The 16,900-nt window shown below is 62.1% G+C and carries 14 protein-coding genes; 5 read left to right on the top strand and 9 right to left on the bottom strand.

From position 1 onward, the window contains the following. Positions 1-832: 832 nt before the first annotated feature. A complete protein-coding gene (locus tag JF545_RS07865) occupies positions 833-1,516 on the bottom strand; it encodes a haloacid dehalogenase type II (protein WP_206941070.1) in 684 nt (227 codons plus the stop codon). A 194-nt stretch (positions 1,517-1,710) separates the two neighbouring features. Continuing rightward, positions 1,711-2,265 carry a carboxymuconolactone decarboxylase family protein gene (locus tag JF545_RS07860; RefSeq protein WP_206941068.1) on the bottom strand — a complete coding sequence of 185 codons (555 nt, stop codon included), beginning with the start codon at positions 2,263-2,265 and terminating at the stop codon, positions 1,711-1,713. Between the two features lie 236 nt (positions 2,266-2,501). Here JF545_RS07860 and JF545_RS07855 point away from each other — a divergent pair, with 236 nt between their 5' ends. Further along, complete coding sequence (locus tag JF545_RS07855; protein ID WP_206941066.1) at positions 2,502-3,107, top strand: TetR/AcrR family transcriptional regulator; 606 nt, start codon at positions 2,502-2,504, stop codon at positions 3,105-3,107. Between the two features lie 264 nt (positions 3,108-3,371). Here the strand turns inward: JF545_RS07855 and JF545_RS07850 are convergent, their stop codons facing one another. Further along, the gene (locus tag JF545_RS07850) at positions 3,372-6,560 is read right to left on the bottom strand and encodes an efflux RND transporter permease subunit (protein WP_206941065.1); all 3,189 of its coding nucleotides are present in this window, start codon (positions 6,558-6,560) and stop codon (positions 3,372-3,374) included. Further along, a complete protein-coding gene (locus tag JF545_RS07845; RefSeq protein ID WP_206941063.1) occupies positions 6,557-7,939 on the bottom strand; it encodes an efflux RND transporter periplasmic adaptor subunit in 1,383 nt (460 codons plus the stop codon). Before JF545_RS07845 ends, JF545_RS07850 begins: the two co-directional genes overlap by 4 nt. A 201-nt stretch (positions 7,940-8,140) precedes the next feature. Here JF545_RS07845 and JF545_RS07840 point away from each other — a divergent pair, with 201 nt between their 5' ends. Further along, complete coding sequence (locus JF545_RS07840) at positions 8,141-9,121, top strand: LysR family transcriptional regulator (protein ID WP_206941060.1); 981 nt, start codon at positions 8,141-8,143, stop codon at positions 9,119-9,121. Positions 9,122-9,214: 93 nt separating this feature from the next. On the opposite strand, the gene JF545_RS07835 is transcribed toward JF545_RS07840, so the two are convergent. Together JF545_RS07835 and JF545_RS07830 are read right to left on the bottom strand one after the other, a co-directional pair. Next, complete coding sequence (locus tag JF545_RS07835) at positions 9,215-10,186, bottom strand: alcohol dehydrogenase catalytic domain-containing protein (protein WP_206941059.1); 972 nt, start codon at positions 10,184-10,186, stop codon at positions 9,215-9,217. Then, entirely contained in the window at positions 10,173-11,144 is a 972-nt protein-coding gene (locus JF545_RS07830) for a TIGR03571 family LLM class oxidoreductase (RefSeq protein WP_206941057.1), read from the bottom strand. Before JF545_RS07830 ends, JF545_RS07835 begins: the two co-directional genes overlap by 14 nt. Before the next feature lie 447 nt (positions 11,145-11,591). On the opposite strand from JF545_RS07830, the gene JF545_RS07825 reads away from it, so the two are divergent. After that, positions 11,592-11,963: a YkvA family protein gene (locus JF545_RS07825; protein WP_206941055.1), complete on the top strand. Its 372-nt coding sequence runs from the start codon at positions 11,592-11,594 to the stop codon at positions 11,961-11,963. A 180-nt stretch (positions 11,964-12,143) separates the two neighbouring features. Here JF545_RS07825 and JF545_RS07820 read toward each other — a convergent pair whose 3' ends face one another. Together JF545_RS07820 and JF545_RS07815 are read right to left on the bottom strand one after the other, a co-directional pair. Continuing rightward, positions 12,144-13,196, bottom strand: a complete 1,053-nt coding sequence (locus JF545_RS07820) for a zinc-dependent alcohol dehydrogenase family protein (RefSeq protein WP_242520746.1) — start codon at positions 13,194-13,196, stop codon at positions 12,144-12,146. 135 nt (positions 13,197-13,331) lie between these two features. Further along, entirely contained in the window at positions 13,332-14,240 is a 909-nt protein-coding gene (locus JF545_RS07815; RefSeq protein WP_206941053.1) for a LysR family transcriptional regulator, read from the bottom strand. Positions 14,241-14,457: 217 nt separating this feature from the next. Here JF545_RS07815 and JF545_RS07810 point away from each other — a divergent pair, with 217 nt between their 5' ends. Together JF545_RS07810 and JF545_RS07805 are read left to right on the top strand one after the other, a co-directional pair. Then, positions 14,458-15,171, top strand: coding sequence for an enoyl-CoA hydratase/isomerase family protein (locus JF545_RS07810; protein WP_206941051.1), 714 nt, complete (start codon positions 14,458-14,460; stop codon positions 15,169-15,171). Between the two features lie 325 nt (positions 15,172-15,496). Continuing rightward, a complete protein-coding gene (locus JF545_RS07805; protein WP_206941049.1) occupies positions 15,497-15,919 on the top strand; it encodes a DUF3617 domain-containing protein in 423 nt (140 codons plus the stop codon). Between the two features lie 229 nt (positions 15,920-16,148). Here JF545_RS07805 and JF545_RS07800 read toward each other — a convergent pair whose 3' ends face one another. Next, the gene (locus JF545_RS07800; protein ID WP_206941048.1) at positions 16,149-16,871 is read right to left on the bottom strand and encodes an enoyl-CoA hydratase/isomerase family protein; all 723 of its coding nucleotides are present in this window, start codon (positions 16,869-16,871) and stop codon (positions 16,149-16,151) included. Positions 16,872-16,900: the final 29 nt, after the last annotated feature.

Raw genomic sequence — 16,900 nt, 5'->3', positions numbered from 1 at the left:
CCTGTTGGCAATTTAGGATTTTTGAACACCTTGACGTCTCCCTGACGATAGCGCTTGCTCTGAATCACAAAATCTAGCGATGGGTTCTTATTTGTTCCCAGGCCGAGTATAGATAACGTTCGCTGATTTTATGTGCTGAAAACCTCGGCTGAGCCAGATCTCCGCTATGGCCACAGGTGAGAATGACTCCGATTCGTTGATTAGCCCTATTATTTCCCGGCATTTACTGACGAGATCGACGGCATTGTCACTTTGTAGGTTTATTGTAAATGCTGCTAATGCTCCGAATGCTCCGAATGCTCCGAATGCTCCGAATGCTCCTAATGCCCCTAAGGACACCTGCATCTTGGAGACCAGATGTCGGAGAAGCGAGGCGCTGTAAGAGGCGTCACGGGAGAGAAAGAGGGGAGATAGAAAGAGGGGGCAACAGCGCAAGAAAAAACGAGAGAGATGAAAAGCGTGAAGATCTGGCAAGACCAGGCAAAAGAAAAAGTCAGTCTCGGTATCTTGAGGTGACAATTGTCACATATGGCCTGACCGCTCTGTTGATAGCCACCTGTCGATAGCCGTCTATCAATTCGCCAGATTATCGCTGGTGCCTAGAGAAGCGCTGAATGAGAGAAGCGCTGAATAAGAGAAGCGCTGAATAAGAGAAGCGCTGAAGTCGTCGGGCGACGCCAGCGCAAACCCTTAAGTCTTTTCAGCTACAGATGCATCGTTCGCGTAACGTGCGGTGGAGCAAATCGTCGGTGTAGTCACTATTGCACTTACTCATTGAGACCGCCCTGTCCTGTTACTGCTTGGAATTTAAAAACCAAGATATAACATAGGGTTAAGTAATCAATTGATCTGCCAGTTGTGACAGGTTATCGGTGACATAGTCAGGCATCGGGACGTTCTGCGCCGGTAGCAGAGCGTTGTAGGGACGCAGGACCAGTGCCCCTTGCCAGCCGCATGCCTGGGCGCCAATGGTGTCCCACAAATGGCACGCAATCAGGCACAGTTCATGCCCTTCGGCCTGCATCTCCTGGGCGACTTGAGCATAGGTGGATGCGGCGGGCTTGAATTGCCTGACCGGCTCGACACTGAAGCTGCGCTCGAAATAGTCGCTCAGCCCGGCCCTTTCTAGTGGCGACGGTGAGGCGCCCGGGGCAGAGTTGGTCAGGGTCACCAGGCGGAAGCCTGCTGCCTTCAGCCGTTCAAGCGCTGGGGCCACATCCGGATGTGCGGGCATGGAGCCGATGCGAGATGCCAGCTCATCGATATCGCTTTGCTCAAGGGCGATGTCATGGATATCGGCTGTCATCCGCAGCGCGCCAGCGCCGAGCTGTCCAAACGGGGTGTAGAGCCCCGACAGGGTCATGGTCTGTGAGTAAAGGATCAACTGGGCAAACCACTCCCTCAGCATTCCAGGGTCGTCGAACAGCCGCTCGAACAGTGGCTCAAGGTGGGTCAGGTCGAGCAGCGTCTCGTTGACGTCGAAGACCAGCACCTTGGGAATTGCGTGATCACTCATATCACCTCCTTGCAATGGACGAGCTTGCCTTGACTCGCTATTCCTCAGCTGTCTCGTACCTAAGCTATCGGTTCCAGGCGCGATCTGCATCATGGACGATCGGTGCTTGAGAGCAGCACAGATGGCGAGGAGGGCAGTGTGATGGGCAACGGGCCAAGGTAGCATTGCAGGGTGGTCCGTTGCCCAGTCACGACTTACTTTGCCTTGTGCCAGTCAAACTTGGCGAAGGGTTCGTCTACCGGAGTGTCGGCCAGGTGGTTGGTGTAGTTGCTCATCACCTTCTGTGACAGTGCCAGCACGACCTCGAGTACCTGGCGCTTAGTGTAGCCGGCATCCAGGAAGGCCTGGACCGCATCGGCATCCACGAAACCGCGCTCGCGTACCATGCTCAGGGTGAAGGTGCGCAGGGCTTCGAGGCGCTCGTTGGGCAGCGGGGTCTCGTTGCGCAGGGCATCGCTGACCGCGTCGTCCACGCCCATTTGCTTGGCGATGGCGGTGTGCGCCGGCACACAGTAGTGGCAGTTGTGCTCCACGTTGATGGTTTGCCACACCACGGTGGTTTCGTCCGCATCGAAACTGGAGTCCAGGAACAGCTGGTGCAGCTGCTGGTAGCCTTCCAGCAGGCCCGGTGCCTCGGCCATGACCGCATGCAGGTTGGGGACCATGCCGAACGCCTTGACGGAGTTGTCGAGCAGTGCCTGGCTGTCGGCTGGGGCACTTTGCTTGTCATGGAGAGTGAAGCGAGTCATGTTGCCTCCTGTGTGATGGCGTCTGTGGTCAGGGCGCAGGCCGTGGCAGCCTAAAGCGTTGCACGCGCCATTGAGTCCGTTTTGTTGAGCGATTGCTCAAGATTGGCCGCCAGCAAACCGTGCTGAAAGCCGTTCCGGCATACTCTAGCTATACCTGAGCGATCACTCAAGATAAAATTTGAGCGAACACTCAATTTTCTGAAGGTCAGCCACTGACCGGGAACATCGGATTCACCATGCCGCGAGCCACACTGCATAATCGCCAGGACTCACTGGAACGAGCGCTGCACCTGTTCTGGCAGAAAGGCTTTCATGCGACTTCGCTCAAGGATCTGGAACGGGTGCTCGACATGCGTCCTGGCAGCATCTACGCCACCTTTGGCAGCAAGGATGCGCTTTTTCAGGAAGCCCTTGAACGCTATGCCCGTCTGGCCCTGGTAGAGCTGGAACGGATCATGGCCGAGCACCCGTCACCGCTGTCCGGGCTTGCCGCCTATTTGCGCAAGCTGGGAGGCCTGCGTGACAGCGAAGTGCCCAGCCGCGCCTGCATGTTGATGAAGAGTCTGCTGGAGCTGGGCGAGCGTGAACAGGTGGCGTTGTCCAAGGCGGAGACCCTGCTGGTGGCGATGGAGCAGCGCTTTGTCGAACGTTTTGAAGCAGCGCGTGATGCCCAGGAGCTTCCCGCTGGGGCAGATCCGGTGCGCCTCGGCCGCCGGATGCAGGCCGAAGTGATGGGACTGCGGGCCTTTGCTCAGCGTGATGTCGACAGCGCTGCGGTGCACGCCCTCGCCGAGGATATGGCCGATGCCATTGAAGCCCTGCGCCAGGATCGTCCGCACTGATCTATCCTTCCTGATTCAGTCTTCCTGAGCCGGTCTTCCTCATACATCCTTGCTGATTCATCCTTTGTGGGCCGCCTCGCCGAGGTGGCCGGCATGGGCTTTCGTGGGCGCGCCGCCAGTTCTGTGTTCCCCTTGTCCCAAGCCTTACCTGTTTACCGTTGTCGGCGATGGACCAAAAAAGCCCCGGCTGGGGTAGGCCGGGGCAAGAGGGCTGTCATCGAAACAGCATTGGAACTCGTTGCAGTGCTCGCGCACTGCGCGCGGTCACTGATGAGGGGCATCGCCCTCCAGTGCGGGAGCGCTGGGGCTAGCGTTGGCGCGCTTGCGTTCCACCATGCGGCGCACGCCAACGTAGAACAGCGGGGTCAGCAGCAGGCCGAAGACGGTGACGCCAATCATCCCGTAGAACACCGCCACGCCCATGGCCTGACGCATCTCGCTGCCGGCGCCGCTAGCCAGCATCAGCGGGATAACACCCGCGGTGAAGGCCACCGAGGTCATCAGGATCGGACGAAGGCGCAGGCGGCAAGCGGTCAGCACGGCGTCGAGGCGCGACTGCCCCTGGTCCTGCTGTTCCCTGGCAAACTCCACCAGCAAAATCGCGTTCTTGCAGGCCAGCGCCACCAGCACGATGAGTCCGATACGGGTGAAGATGTTGTTGTCTCCCCCGGTCAGCCACACCCCGGCCATAGCAGACAGCAGTGTCATCGGCACGATCAGGATGATCGAGAAGGGCAGTGACCAGCTCTCGTACTGGGCCGCCAGCACCAGGAACACCAGCAGCACCACCAGCGGGAAGACGTAGATCATGGTGTTACCTGCCAGCACCTGCTGATAGGTCACCTCGGTCCACTCATAGTCCACACCGGAAGGCAAGGTGTCGGCCAGCACTTCCTCGATGGCCTGCTTGGCCTGGTCGCTGGACATGCCGGGCGCGGGTGAGCCGTTGATATCAGCGCTGACAAGGGTGTTGTAGTGCATTACCCGGTCAGGTCCCGTGGTGGGGCTGACGTCGACGAAGCTGCCAAGCGGGATCATCCGACCGTCGTTGCTGCGCACCTTGAGCTGACGAATGGCCTCGGCATCCAGGCGATATTCGGCATCGGCCTGGGCGCGTACCTGATAGGTGCGGCCAAAGCGGTTGATGTCATTGACGTAGAGCGAGCCCAGATAGATCTGCAGGGTGTCGAATACCGCATCCAGCGAGACATTCATCACCAGCGCCTGCTCGCGGTCCACCTCCACGTCAAATTGCGGTACCTGTATCCGATAGCTGGAGTACACGCCGGCCAAGCGCGGATCCTGGTTGGCCGCTGCCACGACCGCCTGGGTAGCGTCGAACAGGCCGGTGAACCCCACGTTGCCGCGGTCCTGCAGCTGCAACTTGAAGCCACCTGTGGTGCCAAGTCCCAGAATCGGCGGCGGCGGGAAGACCGCCACATAGGCCTCGTCGATCTGGCTGAACTGGGCGTTCAAGCGAGCCGCAATGGCGCTGGCAGACAGCTCCGGCGACTGGCGATCCTCGAACGCATCCAGCGGGGTGAACACGATGCCTGAATTCGAGGCATTGACGAAGCCGTTCACCGATAGCCCAGGGAAGGCCACGGTATGGGCGACACCCGGGGTCGACAGCGCAATCTCCTGCATTTCGCTGATGACCTCACTGGTGCGCTCAAGGCTTGCCGCGTCAGGCAGCTGGGCCATCGCCACCAGATACTGCTTGTCCTGGGAGGGGATAAAGCCGCCCGGCACTTCCTGGAACAGTTTGCCGGTCAGACCGAGCAGCGCCAGATAACCGAGGCCGACGATCAGACCGAAGCGCAGCAGGCGGCGAATCAGACCTGTATAGCCCCGCGACATGGCGGCAAAGGCACGGTTGAACGGGGCGAACAGCCAGCGTCCGAACAGGCCATCGATCACCCGGGTCAGCCAGTCCGGCTTCGCCCCATGCGGCTTGAGCAACAGGGCCGACAGCGCCGGTGACAGGGTCAACGAGTTGAAGGCCGAGATCAGCGTCGAGATGGTGATGGTCAGGGCGAACTGCTGGTAGAACTGGCCCGTCAGTCCACTGATGAACGCGGTCGGCACGAACACGGCGGTCAGTACCAGGGCGATGGCAATGATCGGACCGGTCACTTCACGCATGGCGATCTGGGTCGCCTCGTAGGGGGAGTGGCCGAGCTCGATGTTACGCTCCACGTTCTCCACCACGACGATGGCGTCATCCACCACGATGCCGATGGCAAGCACCAGTCCGAACAGCGACAGGGTGTTGATCGATACCCCGATCAACTGCATCACCGCAAAGGTGCCGATCAGCGAGACCGGTACCGCGATCAACGGGATCAGGGAGGCGCGCCAGGTCTGCAGGAACAGCACGACCACGACTACCACCAGCAGCACCGCCTCGAGCAGGGTGTGGACCACCGCCTCGATGGAGCCGCGCACGAAGACGGTGGGGTCATAGACGATGTCGTAACCCACGCCATCGGGGAAGGCCTTGGCCGCCTCGGACATGTAGTCGCGCACGCCGTCGGACAGCGCTATGGCATTGGAGCCGGGGCGCTGGAAGACCGGCATGGCGACCGCGTCCTTGCCATCGAGCTGAGCGCGCAGGGCATACTGGTCAGCCCCCAGCTCGACCCGCGCCACGTCACCCAGGCGCGTAATGCGGCCATCGTCGTCCACGCGGATCACGATGTCGCGAAATTCCTCCGGTGACGACAGCCGTCCCTTGACGTTGAGCAGGCGCTGGAACTGGCTCTCGCTGGGCGCCGGTTGTGCGCCCAGGCTACCCGCCGCGACCTGCTGGTTCTGCTCGCGCAGGGCGGCCACCACATCGCTGGCGCTGAGGCCACGGGAAGCCACCGCGTCAGGATCCAGCCACACCCGCATGGCATATTCGCCGGCACCGAACAGCTGCACATCACCGACACCATCGAGGCGAGCGATATCGTCCTGCAGGTTCAGCCGCGCGAAGTTCGACAGCCACAGCTGATCGTAGCGACCGTCGGGTGAGGTCAGGTGGACCACCATCGTCAGGTTGGGAGACGACTTCTCGGTCGTCACGCCCAGGGCCTGAACCTCCTGGGGCAGGCGGGGTGTTGCACGGGCAACACGGTTCTGGACGTTGACCTGGGCCTGGTCCAGGTCGGTGCCGAGAGCGAAGGTCACGGTCAGCGTCAGGTTGCCATCGGCGGTGGACTGGGAATCCATGTACAGCATTCCCTCCACCCCGGTGATCTCCTGCTCCAGGGGCGTCGCCACGGTCTTGGCGATGACTTCAGGGTTGGCGCCTGGATAGTTGGCCTTGACCACGACCGTGGGCGGCACCACCTCGGGATACTCCGAGATCGGCAGCTTGACCAGCGCCAGGCTTCCCGCCACCACGATCAGTATCGACAGGACCGCCGCGAACACCGGACGGCGAATGAAGAAACTCGACAGATTCATGAACGCTCCTGTGCTTCGTCGCCGCCCGCGGCACTGTCCGCGGCAAGCGCGTCAGCAGGGCCCTCGTCGCTCGGCGCTGGCTGTGTGTCCGCAATCTCGCCGGACGAACCGCCCAGCCGCTGGGCCAGGCGCTCGGTGCGCTGGCGCAGCTGTTCCAGCGTGGAGCGGTCCGGCCCGTCGATGACCTGGGGAGACACCGCCATGCCGGGGCCAAACTTCGACGGTCCTGCCGCGACCACCGGCTCGCCACCCTCCAGGCCTTCGGTGATCTCGCGCCAGGCGCCGAAACGCGCACCGGTGGTCACCTTGCGATAGGCAAGGGTGCCGTCATCGCCAGCCACCAGCACAAAGTTGGCGTCCAGGTCGGTGCCGATGGCACGGTCGGGCACCAGCACACCCTCGCGGTCACGTGCAGCGGCGAGTCTCACCCTGGCAAAGGCACCGGGACGCAGGGACGGATGCGCCGCATCGAAGCGGGCACGCACTCGCAGGGTGCCGGTGGCTTCATCCACCTGGTTGTCGATGAAGTCGAGCTGGCCCTCGAAGGCAAACTCATCCTGGCCAGCGAGCTGCAGCTCCACCGGCCAGCCCTGGTCGGCTGTCACCGCCGCGAAGTCGCGATTCCAGGTACGTTCATCGATATCGAAGTAAGCGTCGACCTGGTCGGTGCTGACAATCGTGGTCAACACGCTTTGCCCGGCGCTGACCACGTTGCCCACGGTCAGGTCGGCACGCGAGACGCGCCCACTGATCGGCGCGGTGACCTCGGCGTGTGCCAGGTCCAGGCGCGCGCTGTCGAGCTGGGCCTGCAGGGATGCGACCTGTGCACCCTGAGCCTGGGCGCCTGCCCGGCGTGCTTCGGCTTCCTCGCGGGCCATCAGGTTGCGGCCAACCAGCTGATTGGCGCGATTGGCCTCGCCGTTGGCCCGGGCCTGCTCTGCCTTGCCTCGGGCGAGCTGGGCTTCCAGCTCACGCACACGTGCCTCGAAGGGGGCCAGGTCCAGGCGCACCAAGGGCTGTCCCTGTTCGACCAGGCTGCCTTCCTCGAACAGAATGTCGGCGACCTGGCCGGTCACCCGGGGACGCAGGGTGACCCGCTCCGGTGCCTCGAGGCGCGTGGTGTAGCGATACCAGTTCGAGACCGGCTGGCGCACGGCCTCGACGACCTCGACGGCGGGGGCCTCGCTGGCCGCGCCTGAGGCATTCTGGTTCGACTGGCCCTCGCTGGGCTGGCAAGCCGCCAGCAACAGGCCAAGGCTGGCCATCCCCAGCACCCCGAGAAGCAGACGGCCAGCAGAGGGAATGCTGGCACTGGGCAGGGTGCGAGAGGGAGATTGCGACGCCACCTGGGGGTCGCGCGGGGGGCTGAGATGTGACATCTGGCGACTCCTCGAAAAAAGGTTGGCCAGTGTAATCGTTGATTGGGGGTTGTATTAGACCGGTTGGTCGCACATTATTGTTGCCACATATGCACGGTTTTATGCTGAATCAATCGCCCCCACATTCTCAGGCCGAGATCTCAGCGCCGGGACCTCAGCCCCGAGATCCCTGCTCCCAACCCCCACACGAGGAAAGACACGATGGACCAACCCAGCCGACTGCTGCTGCTGGTAGACGTAGCGGAACTTGGCAGTTTCTCTGAGGCGGCAAAGCGGCGTGAGCTGGATCGGTCCGTCGTGTCCAAGCATATCGCGAGGCTCGAGCAGGAGCTGGGCGTCCGCCTGCTCAATCGTTCTACCCGCTCGCTGTCGTTGACCCAGGCAGGCTTCGCCATGGTTCAGCAGGGCCGCGAGCTGCGGGAATGGATGTATAACACTCAGGCGCTGGCAGAGAACCTGCAGCAGGCACCCAGCGGCAGGTTGAAGATCAGTGCTCCCGGCATTCTTGGTCGCTGCCTGGGCTTCGAGGCCATGCGTCGCTTTCGCGAACACTATCCCGACGTCGAAGTGGATCTGCAGCTGGAGGAGCGCCGGGTCGACGTGATCGGGGAGGGCTACGACCTGGTCCTGCGGGTGGGGGATATTCAGGACTCGACGCTGGTATCCTCGCCGCTGGCACCGAACCATCTGCTGATTGGTGCAAGCCCGGAATTTATCGAGCGCCATGGAGAGCCCCGCGATCTCGCCACACTGTCGCGGCTGCCCGCGCTGACCTTCAGCTCCCTCGAGTTTCAGGTGGACTACCTGCCCTATCTGGACGACCAGGGACGAGAGCAGAAGCTGCCGCTCAATAGCCAGATGCGTACCAGTGAGGCGGAAGTGGTGAAACGGGGCGTGATGGCCGGGATGGGCATTGGCGTGCTGCCAGCCTTTGCCATGAGTGATGAGGTCAAGGAGGGCAAGATCGTGCCGCTGATGACCGACCTGCCGCTACCGGCCTTTGGCATCATCACCTTGCTGTATCCCCATCGCGAGATGCCGCTGCGGACCCGGCGGTTTATCGAGATTCTGCGCGAGATGGTCGGCACGCCCCCCAAGTGGGAGGCGCATATCCCAGGCTTTGCCGAGATGTACGGCAAGGCGGCCGGCCCCCTTGGCCCAGTGGCGGACCGCTCCGCCTGAACGTTCCCTCTGACCGCTCCGTCTGACCGCACCGTCTGAAAGGGGCGGGCGACGCTCTGTCGCCAGCCCTTGCGCCGCTAAGCCGTCTACTGCCTAGCCGTCTACACGGATGACCAGCTTGCCTGCCTGCCGCGGGCCGTGCTTGAGCTCGCTCAGGCGGGTCGGCAGCGCATCAAACTCATCCACCGCCACATCGGACAGCGACAGGGCGCCTTCGGCCACCTGGTTCAGCAGTGTCTCTCCAGCGTTGACCAGCGCCTGCCAGTCCTGGTCGGTGCCGGTCATGTGCAACGCGCCCAACGCCACCTCATGCTGGGACAGGGCACGCTCGAACGGCGGCGCCACTGGGCCGTCCAAGCGGTCCTGTACACATACGACATGGCCATTGGCGCCCAGATGCTGTGACAGTTGGCGGGCGTGCTCGCCGTTCACGGTATCGATGACGGCGAAGAGCGGTGCCGTCAGCTGATGGGGTGAGCTGATGGCCTCGTCGGCCCCCAGGGCGTACAGCAGTTCATGACGTTCGGGAGAGGACATGGCGATCACGTGGAAGCCACGCGCCTTGGCCAGCTGCACGATGATACGCCCCACACTACCTGAGCCGCCGGACACCAGCAGGTGCGCACCGGTCGTGACGGGCAGCTTTTCGATGGCCTGCCAGGCGGTCAACACCGGGCACGGGAACGCCGCCGCGGTGATGAAGTCGATACCATCCGGAAGCCGCATGACCGCACGGGCGGGCAGCCTGAGTCGGGTGGCAAAGGTGCCGGGTCCGGCCAGCGAGGTGTGTACCGCAATACGGTCGCCGGGTGCCAGGTGGTCGACGCCAGGGCCGGCGTCAATCACCACGCCGGCCGCATCGACACCGGGAATCTGACCGGGCTGCCACAGGCGACTTTCCATGGCGATGAATTTCCAGTCGACCGGGTTCAGGCCGATGGCCCTGGTATCGACGATGACCTCACCGGCCTCGGCGGGGCGCATCTCGTGATCTTCCAGGGTGAGGGACCGCGGCTCCCCCGGCTCGTGCCAAGTCCAGGCCTTGAAGGTGTCATGCTGGGGCATGGGTAACATCCTGTTGCGTTGTAGAAGACGACGACGCCTCAGCGTCGTGGTGAAAGGTGGGCAGTACCTCGGCAGCCAGGCGCTGCAGGGTATCCTCGATCGGGGCCTGGGTGCGCCGCAGGTTAAGCCCGATGTGGTTGACACCTGCAGCCTGCATGGCCGTCAGCTCCTGAATCAGGCCCTGGCTGCCGACCCGCAGGCCGAAGCGATGTCGGCGTGGCGGTTCCTCAGGGTTCTCGGCCAGGTCCAGGTGGATGAAGCTGACGTAGGGCTTGTCGCCGGCCACCCTGCGCCACAGGTCGACTCTTCGAACGTGGTCGTCGGGGGTGCCTGGGTAGGCCAGCCAGCCGTCCATGTGCTGCCCGACCCAGTCGGGGCGCTGCTGAGCCAGACCGGCGACCAGCAATGGTGGCTGCTCTGCCTCCGGCAGCAGGGCCTGTCCCGCGTCAAGGCGCTGGTCGGCGTCGCCCTTGAGCACCGCTACCGCATCGCGAAAGGCCTCACCTCGCTGCTCGAACGGCACACCGAACAAGGGATATTCCACCGGGCGGTCTCCGCTGGCGACGCCCAGCAGCAGGCGGTTGTGGCTGAGGTGTTGCACGCTGGCGGCGGCCTTCCTTACCAGCCACGGCGTGCGCAGCGGCAACACGGCTGCCGCGGTACCCAGCAGGGTCTGCCGGGTAGATGCCGCGAGATACCCCAGGTACGTGAACAGCTCGAACACCTGGCCGGCGTCACCGAAACTGGGGTCGTAGAGCGGAACATCGCGCAGCCACAGCGCGCGAAAGCCAAGTTGGTCCGCCAGCTGGGCGCGCTCCAGGTGAGCGCTCAGATCCGGTACGCCGAAGGGGCGATCGTCCCGTCGTCTCGACGCCTCGCCCGGCTGGCTCCAGTCGTTATCCAGGGGGAGCTCAAGACCAATGGTGAGAGGCCCCTGGGTCAAACGTTGCAAGCTCATTGTGGCTCCTGCCTTATGTAAGGCATCAACAGAAGGGTCATGGCACGAGTGTGCTGTCGCAAGCTGACGGGAAAAAGGCACCTGGGGCCGAAACACTTTTTCGTTTGCGACAACAATCTATCCGGAGTTAAGGAAGATCGCGCTATGCTGGCGTCATACTGGACCCCAGGTAATGGATGAGCCCTGGGCGGACGCAGATCGATGCCAGTGCCCGCCCAGCAGACCCATTGAAGTCGCCGCGGGAGTCCTGCTTCACTAAGCAAGCGCTGCATAGCTCAGCCGAGCGGTGCCCTGCGCCCGAGGGGCAGACCCCGCAGCCCATGCGGTACTGGTAAGGCATGCAATGGCGCGCCATCCAGCGACTCGTCCAGGCAGGCATTGACGCAGTGCTGGCTTGGCTCACGGAATGAGGCCAGGCTGCCGGTAGCTGATCAGGAGGTTGATGAGATGAATGACAACACCAGGCAAGAAGTGATTCTGGCCGATGAACCAGATCACGCGGAACACTATTCGGACGAACGCTTCTGGGCCAAGGTCAGCCGTTATGCCAAGGCCGCTGGCGAGGTCACCCTGTCACGGGCGCTGACGCTGTACTACGCCGCTCGCGACAAGGACACTCCAGTGTGGGCCAAGACCACCATCTATGGGGCGCTTGGCTACTTTATTTCTCCCATCGACGCGCTGCCGGATCTGACCCCGCTGATTGGCTACACCGACGACATGGGCATGCTGGCGGTGGCGCTGATCACCGTGGCCTCCTACGTCAAGGAAGAGCATCGACAACTGGCGCGGGTCAAGCTGGCGCGGTGGTTTTCCTAGAGCAAGAGAGTGGAGCGGTGACAGGACAGGAGCCGGGGTTGGCCCCTGCGTATGCTGTACAGGTCGCCACTCGCGTTTGCCATAGACAAAGGGCTCGCCATCAGGCGAGCCCTTTGTCTTTCAGGACGCGATGATCGCGCCGTGGCCAGGCATGGATGGCCGGGGCACCTGGCGAGGCGATCAGGCGTCGCTTTCAGCGTCCAGCTCTACCACCACCTTGCCCACGGCCTTGCCGGAGGTGAGATGAGCATACGCCTGGCCGACATCGCCAAGGCCAAAGCGGTGGTCATCGACCAATGGGGTCAGTGCACCGGCATCGATGATCTCGGCCAGGCGCGCCAGGATCGTGCCATGAACCTCGCGGCCGACATTGTGAATCATCGGAATCAGCATGAAGATCACGTGCAGCGATGCGCCCTTGAAGTGTGCCGCCGACATGTCCAGTTCTGCCAGAGACAGGGTAGTGGTCACCTGGCCATTCAGCGCTACGGCATTGAAGGAGTTGAGCAGGTTGCTCCCCCCGACAGTATCGAAGATGACATCGAAACCGGCGCCGTCGGTGTAACGCTGCACGTAGTCCTCGACGGACTGTTCCTTGAAGTCGATGGCGGTCGCGCCGAAGGCCTCGATCTGGGCCAGCTGGGCGGCGCCAGACCCGGTGGCGAAGACCTCGCAGCCGAAGTGCTTGGCCAGTTGCACTGCCACATGCCCAACGCCACCGGCGCCGCCATGGACCAGCACCTTGTGGCCGTTACCTGCGCCTGACCGCGTCAGACCCTCGTAAGCTGTGATCGCCACCAATGGCAGTGCTGCTGCCTGGCGCATGGACAGGCGATCAGGCTTGCGGGCAATCAGCCGAGCATCTGCCAGCATGTAGTCCGCCAGGGTGCCTTGCAGATCACCCAGGCCGCCAGCGCAGCCGTAGACCTCATCCCCCGGTGCAACGTCGGTGACGCCTTCGCCGACCTCGACCACGGTACCGGCGAAGTCCATGCCGAGCACGGCGGGAAGGGCCGGCGCGATGGGCAGCTCTTCCTGGCCGAGCTGCCGGATCATGGTGTCGATAGTGTTGACGCTGGTGGCGCTGACGCGCACCAGCACGTGACCCGGTGTCACCGTGGGGCGCGGCAGGGTCGCCGGCTCAAAGGGTGCGTCGGGGCCGTAGCTGTTGAGGACCATGGCGTGCATGGTGCTGGCGGAGAGGGTGCTGGCGGAGAGAGTAGTTGCGGGCATGGTGCGACTCCTGAGTCAGGGGTTGAGTTGCTGCTCAGGATGTCCGAATCGCCACGGCAGAAAAACGCCATGAGGCCGGAATCAGTTTCTTCCATTTCGCGAAGCTGGCCCGTTACGACATAGCCCGCGCCGTCGTTAGCGCTCCCAGACTGGCGGGTCGCCGATCTTTTCCAGCAGAAAATCGATAAACACCCGGACCTTGGCCGTGACCACGCTGGACTTTGGGTAGACCAGCCAGATGGCCGATCGATCGTCCACTTCGTAGTCCGGCAGCACGCGAATGAGGTTGCCCTGGTCGAGGTTGTGGCGAACGCTCCAGAGCGCATGCATGGTGATGCCGACTCCCGCCACCGCGGCGTATCTCATGCTGGCGCCGTCATCGCAGTACACCCGCGGCTTGATCCCGGCGGGGGGAAAGGTGTGAGGGGTTCTGACGCCATGCTTGGCCAGCGCGCGGGGCGCCCCGTCCTGGAACACCAACAGGCTATGTTCGGCCAGTTGCTGGGGGGACGTGGGAATCCCGTAGCGCTCCAGATAACCGGGGGAGGCGCACAGAATACGGCGATCGTCGGCCAGCTTGCGCGCCTTGAGACTGCTGTCCTCGATGGGGTAGTTGCGCAGGGCCAGGTCATAACCGCCCTCGATCAGGTTCATCTGGGTATCGGAGAGCCGGAGATCGACGCTGATGCCCGGATAACGTTCCAGAAACTCCGGGAGGATAGGAGCAATGTACTGCTGGGCGAAGGTGCTGGATGCGGCAAAACGCAGTCGGCCGACCACGTCTTCGCTGTCCTTGCCAAGCACCGCAAGCCCGGCATCTGCCTGGGCCAGCATTTCCCTGGCAAAAGGCAGAAAGGCGGCACCTTCCGGTGAGAGCGAGACCTTGCGGGTCGAGCGGTGCAGCAGGTCGGCCCCCACCTGGGTTTCCAGCTTCGACAGTCGAGCACTGGCTACGGCGGGGGCGATTCCCAGCTGACGTCCGGCTGCGCTGATATTCAGCGTTTCTGCCGCCAGGACAAACAGGCGCAAGCCGTCGGTATCCATGCGCTGACTCCTGAAAGATGAGGGGAGGGTATTATCTCGCGGCTTCAAGCGTTTACATCAAGTGCTCTGGCATTATATAGAAAATCTAAATTCTGAAAGCGGAAAGTAGCTATTCTGCTTGGACCAACGGCGCGCTAAGTTGGCTTAGACAACGACGACAACAGAACAGTATCGCTAAGCCAACATCGCCAAGCGACCATGCCAGCGGAGACACCCCATGCGCTACCAGAAGCTTGCCACCCTAGATGTTCAGATCGACGACGCCATCGCCTGGATCAGCTTCAGCGACGCGCCCACCGAACACTCCAGTGAGCTGGCGCTGGAAGAGTTGACCACAGTGGTACAGCAGCTGGAGCTGGACGTCACTATCAGCGTCGTGGTGTTTCAGTCGCGTCATCCCGATATCTTCAACGCCCAGATTGGTGGCAGCAGCTGTCAGCAGCTGGATGGAAAGTTCAACGTCCGCAATGAAGACGCCTATCAGGACTTCAAGGCACTGTTGACCCGTATTGGTCAACTGCCCCAGGTGACCATCGCCCGGGTAGAAGGGATTGCCCGTTACGGTGGTCACGAGCTGGCCATGGCCTGTGACAGTTGTATCGCCGCCCGAGGCAAAGCCCGCTTCATGCCGATGGAAACCGCCATGGCGGGCCTCCAACAGAGTGACGCGCGTGACTCATTGGCATCGATCTATCTCGGCGCCTTCGGCCGTGACTACGGCGTCGGCCAGGTAGCCCTGGGCAACCGTGACTATGGTGCCGATCAGGCCGAGTACCTGGGAATGGTGCAGCGCGCGCTGGACCCGCACGAGATGGGACCCTACGTCGAGGAAACCGCGACACGCATGGCGCAGTCCCACACCGCCAAGGTGGCCTCCATGCTGAGCCACGTCATCACTCCAGCAGGTGCTGCCGCAGTCAGCCTGGCATAAGCAGGCCCTGAGTAGCCCCTGAGCAGCCCCTGAGAAGGCCCAGAGAAGGCCCAGAGAAGGCCCAGAGAAGGCCCAGAGAAGGCGCTGTCGAGCTAGCCGTGTGATCTGCCGAACACGGTGTTCACAGTGTCTTAGGGAAACGCTGAATACATGTTTCGAGCGATGTCAGGTCGGTCGCTGCCGGAGCGGAAAGACCGGAGTTTATATGCGGTAAAATAAGGATCTTGAGCACCGCCAGCAGTCGAGATGTCGAGCGTCGTAAGTTATGCAGTGTGTCCTTGGCGTTGATAGGATACTGAGCTTCACTTATCGACAGGATGGATCCATGTCACGTCACCTTCTGCTTGCGACACTGCTCGTTGCCGTATCATCCGCCGCCCTGGCTGCAGATCTCAAGCCGGGCCAGTGGGAGATCACCCAGAGCATGGAAGGCGCACAGCTGCCCGCCGAGATGACCGAAGAAAGAACCACTACCCAGTGCATGACCGCAGAAGAATCCGATGACCTGGCCGCCACCATGCGCAAGGACTGGACCGAATCTGGCTGTGAGGGCATCACCATCGACCGTGATGGCAACGCCATCGACGCCCAGGCCTCTTGCACCGCTGGTGCACGCAGCACCAGCTTCGATGCGGACATCACCCTCCACAGCGATGAGCACTTCGCCAGCGTGATCGACATGGATAACGGCCAGCAGGTCACCATCCATCAGGAAGGCCGCTGGTTGGGCGAAAGCTGTGAAGGCTGATTTGCGCTAAGCGTTGATCAACTGAATTCGAAGAAGAATTGCAGTGAAAGGCGTGCCGAGGGGCGCGCCTTTATCGTTTGCTTGGACGTAGTGCGGGAGTTATCTCGACGGTAGTCCCGCTCGATTGACTGCCAGGTGTCCCTTTCATCCTTGGCCCCGTATTCTTCCCATATCGAAGAGATAGCCCAGGGGAGGGGATTGTTCGCCTCAGTGTTGGGTGTCTGATTCCCTAATGCTCTTTGGATGCCCTCCTGCGCACCACCGCCGCATTGATTTCTTCCACTTCCTGGTCAATGCGCTGGTGATACTCATCGCCGGGATGCAACCAGTCCTTTATGCGCCGAAGTATGATGGGGTCCTTTGATGCGAAGTCTCTTGCGCGCTCAAATGCCCGTTCTTGCAGCTCTTCAGGCGGTGATAGCTCTGCGACGAGCCCCCACTGATATGCCTCTTCACCTGTGAAGGCCTCTCCACCGAAGATCAAGCGCTTGGCCCGCGGAAGCCCTATGGCGCGCTGAAGCAGCATAGAGCTTGCCGCCTCGGGAGCGATGCCCAGGGCGACAAAGGGTAGCTTGAACGTCGTTTCAGCGCTTGTGACGACCCAGTCAGCATGCAGAAGCCAGGTGACGCCTATGCCCGCAGCAGAGCCATGCGCAGCGATGACTAGCGGCTTGCGCACGTTGGCGATGGCATGCAAAAAACATGGCACCGGGTCTTCGGGCTGTTGGGGCCACTCCTCGAAGGCTTTCAGGTCATGACCTGCGCAGAAGCTCTCACCATTGCCTGTTACCACAATGCAGAGCACATCATCCCGTTGTTCGGCATCCTTCAGGGCTGCGGTAAGTGAAGTGAACATCGGCATGGTGATCGCATTGCGTTTTTCAGGCCGGTCAATACGTATGTGCATGATGCTGTCTTGGACACTGCACTGAATGGCTTCGCTTCGCTCCATGAGGAAGGGTCCTGTTCCGGTAGATGGGA

It is taken from the genome of Halomonas litopenaei (assembly GCF_017303055.1).
Lineage (GTDB): Bacteria > Pseudomonadota > Gammaproteobacteria > Pseudomonadales > Halomonadaceae > Halomonas > Halomonas litopenaei_A.
The sequence above is the reverse complement of the archived record's forward strand: the minus strand, read 5'-3'. Positions and strand labels throughout refer to the sequence as shown.

What these genes read in the sequence shown, in the direction of transcription:
- JF545_RS07865 (WP_206941070.1), bottom strand. Translation starts at nt 1,516, where the DNA reads ATGAGTGATCACGCAATTCCCAAGGTGCTGGTCTTCGACGTCAACGAG.
- JF545_RS07860 (WP_206941068.1), bottom strand. Translation starts at nt 2,265, where the DNA reads ATGACTCGCTTCACTCTCCATGACAAGCAAAGTGCCCCAGCCGACAGC.
- JF545_RS07855 (WP_206941066.1), top strand. Translation starts at nt 2,502, where the DNA reads ATGCCGCGAGCCACACTGCATAATCGCCAGGACTCACTGGAACGAGCG.
- JF545_RS07850 (WP_206941065.1), bottom strand. Translation starts at nt 6,560, where the DNA reads ATGAATCTGTCGAGTTTCTTCATTCGCCGTCCGGTGTTCGCGGCGGTC.
- JF545_RS07845 (WP_206941063.1), bottom strand. Translation starts at nt 7,939, where the DNA reads ATGTCACATCTCAGCCCCCCGCGCGACCCCCAGGTGGCGTCGCAATCT.
- JF545_RS07840 (WP_206941060.1), top strand. Translation starts at nt 8,141, where the DNA reads ATGGACCAACCCAGCCGACTGCTGCTGCTGGTAGACGTAGCGGAACTT.
- JF545_RS07835 (WP_206941059.1), bottom strand. Translation starts at nt 10,186, where the DNA reads ATGCCCCAGCATGACACCTTCAAGGCCTGGACTTGGCACGAGCCGGGG.
- JF545_RS07830 (WP_206941057.1), bottom strand. Translation starts at nt 11,144, where the DNA reads ATGAGCTTGCAACGTTTGACCCAGGGGCCTCTCACCATTGGTCTTGAG.
- JF545_RS07825 (WP_206941055.1), top strand. Translation starts at nt 11,592, where the DNA reads ATGAATGACAACACCAGGCAAGAAGTGATTCTGGCCGATGAACCAGAT.
- JF545_RS07820 (WP_242520746.1), bottom strand. Translation starts at nt 13,196, where the DNA reads ATGCCCGCAACTACTCTCTCCGCCAGCACCCTCTCCGCCAGCACCATG.
- JF545_RS07815 (WP_206941053.1), bottom strand. Translation starts at nt 14,240, where the DNA reads ATGGATACCGACGGCTTGCGCCTGTTTGTCCTGGCGGCAGAAACGCTG.
- JF545_RS07810 (WP_206941051.1), top strand. Translation starts at nt 14,458, where the DNA reads ATGCGCTACCAGAAGCTTGCCACCCTAGATGTTCAGATCGACGACGCC.
- JF545_RS07805 (WP_206941049.1), top strand. Translation starts at nt 15,497, where the DNA reads ATGTCACGTCACCTTCTGCTTGCGACACTGCTCGTTGCCGTATCATCC.
- JF545_RS07800 (WP_206941048.1), bottom strand. Translation starts at nt 16,871, where the DNA reads ATGGAGCGAAGCGAAGCCATTCAGTGCAGTGTCCAAGACAGCATCATG.